General features: G+C 69.9%; 3 protein-coding genes. 2 read left to right on the forward strand and 1 reads right to left on the reverse strand.

All coding sequences use genetic code 11. From position 1 onward, the window contains the following. Together B7767_RS36380 and B7767_RS36385 are read left to right on the forward strand one after the other, a co-directional pair. Positions 1-218: hypothetical protein (locus B7767_RS36380; protein ID WP_085575766.1), on the forward strand; the 218-nt coding region annotated here is incomplete at its 5' end. 196 nt (positions 219-414) lie between these two features. After that, complete coding sequence (locus tag B7767_RS36385) at positions 415-2,073, forward strand: catalase (RefSeq protein WP_085575767.1); 1,659 nt, start codon at positions 415-417, stop codon at positions 2,071-2,073. A gap of 1 nt (position 2,074) precedes the next feature. On the opposite strand, the gene B7767_RS36390 is transcribed toward B7767_RS36385, so the two are convergent. Further along, on the reverse strand, positions 2,075-2,436 hold a 362-nt coding region (locus B7767_RS36390), incomplete at its 5' end, for a fructosamine kinase family protein (RefSeq protein WP_179167442.1).

The following is a 2,436-nucleotide window of genomic DNA, read 5'->3' on the forward strand; positions in this document are numbered from 1 at the left end:
CCGGCGGCGTCACCGGCACGCAGGACAAGGACTACAACCTGATCTGGTACGTCGAGGCGTGCCTGAGCAACGCACTGCGCCTGGAGAGCTACATCCAGGACGCCGAACGCGCCAAGGACACCGAGGTCGCCGACCTGTTCCGCAAGGCCCAGGCGGACAGCCGCAAGGGCGCGGAACTCGGCAAGGGGCTGCTGCGCGCACGCCTGAACGGCGGCTGAGCACGCCGCTTCACCGGACCCGGCCACCGCGTACGACCACGGCGGCCGGGCCCGGGCCGTCCCGGGGCACCGCCTCCTCACCCGGCCTGGCGAAACCGGCCGCCTCCCGAGTCGCCGACCGTGGTGATGCGGGGCAGCATGGCCCTCGTACGGACGGCATCCCAGGGACGTCGAGCAGCGCAAGGAGCCCACGATCATGACGGACGTTTCGAGCCGGGGCCCCGCCCCGGGCGACGACCGCAAGGTACTCACCAACCGGCAGGGCCACCCGGTCTACGACAACCAGAACCAGCGCACCGTCGGCTCCCGCGGCCCGGCCACGCTGGAGAACTACCAGTTCCTGGAGAAGATCAGCCACTTCGACCGGGAACGCATCCCCGAGCGCGTGGTGCACGCCCGCGGCGTCACCGCGTACGGCTACTTCGAGGCGTACGGGAAGTGGGGCGACGAGCCGGTCTCCCGCTACACCCGCGCCAAGCTCTTCCAGGAGGAGGGGAAGCGCACGGACGTGGCCGTCCGCTTCTCCACCGTCATCGGCGGCCGGGACTCCTCCGAGGCCGCCCGCGACCCCCGCGGCTTCGCGGTGAAGTTCTACACCGAGGACGGCAACTGGGACCTCGTCGGCAACAACCTGGGCGTCTTCTTCATCCGGGACGCCATCAAGTTCCCGGACGTCATCCACGCCCTCAAGCCCGACCCGGTCACCTTCGAGCAGCAGCCGCGCCGCATCTTCGACTTCATGTCGCAGACGCCCGAGTCGATGCACATGCTGGTCAACCTGTTCAGCCCGCGCGGCATCCCGGCGGACTACCGCCACATGCAGGGCTTCGGCGTGAACACCTACAAGTGGGTCGACGCCGAGGGCAACACCAAGCTGGTCAAGTACCACTGGATGCCCAAGCAGGGCGTGCGCAGCATGACCGTCGAGGACGCGGCGAACGTCCAGGCGGAGGGACTCGGCCACGCCACCAAGGACCTGTACGAGGCGGTGGAGCGCGGCGAGTACCCGGAGTGGGAACTGCTGGTCCAGATGATGGACGACCACGACCACCCGGAGCTGGACTTCGACCCGCTGGACGACACCAAGACCTGGCCGGAGCAGGAGTTCCCGCCGAAGCCGGTGGGCCGGATGGTGCTGAACCGGATGCCGGAGAACTTCTTCGCCGAGAACGAGCAGATCTCCTTCGGCACCGGTGTCCTCGTCGACGGGCTGGACTTCTCCGACGACAAGATGCTCGTCGGCCGGACCTTCTCCTACAGCGACACCCAGCGCCACCGGGTCGGCCCGAACTACCTCCAGCTCCCGGTCAACCAGGCCAAGCACGCCGACGTGCGCACCAACCAGCGCGACGGCCAGATGGCGTACTTCCAGGACAACGGCGGGGAGAACCCGCACGTCAACTACGAGCCGTCGATCACCGGCGGTCTGCGCGAGGCCCAGTACCCGACGCACGACGACCAGGGCCCCGAGATCGTGGGCCGGCTCACCCGCAAGCGCATCGAGCGCACCAACGACTACCTCCAGGCGGGCCAGCGGTACTGCCTGATGGAGGACTGGGAGCGCGACGACCTGGTGAAGAACTTCGTCACCCTGATCTCCCAGTGCGACCGGGAGGTGCAGGAGCGCATGGTGTGGCACTTCCTGCTGGTCGAGACCGACCTCGGCCGCAGGGTGGGCGAGGGCCTCGGGATCATGCCGGAGGACGTCGCCCACCTGGAGCCCCTGGCGAGCCAGGACCTCACCGACGAGGACCGCAAGCGGCTGGCCAACCTCGGCGACAACCCGCCCCGTGACGTGGAGGGGCTCACCATGACCCACTGCGTCCCCGACGAACGGCACGTGGTGACCCGGTGAGTCACCCGGCCGACCGCGCCACCGCGAGCGCCTGTCCGGCGTAACCGCGTCCGAACAGCACGGCGTGCACCAGCAGCGGGAACAGCTGGTGCACGCCGACGCGCGTCCGCCACCCGTCGGCGAGCGGCGCCACCTCCTGGTAGCCGTCCAGCACCGCCTCCAGACGGGGGCAGCCGAACAGGGCGAGCATCGCGAGATCGGTCTCCCGGTGCCCGCCGTGGGCGGCCGGGTCGATCAGCCGGACGTGTCCGTCGGCACCCCAGAGCACGTTGCCGTTCCACAGGTCGCCGTGCAGCCGCGCGGGCGGCTCGGCGGGTCCGGCGAGCTCCGGCAACCGCGCACAGACCCGCTCGACGACGCCCG

The organism is Streptomyces sp. 13-12-16, assembly GCF_002114215.1.
Classification (GTDB): domain Bacteria; phylum Actinomycetota; class Actinomycetes; order Streptomycetales; family Streptomycetaceae; genus Streptomyces.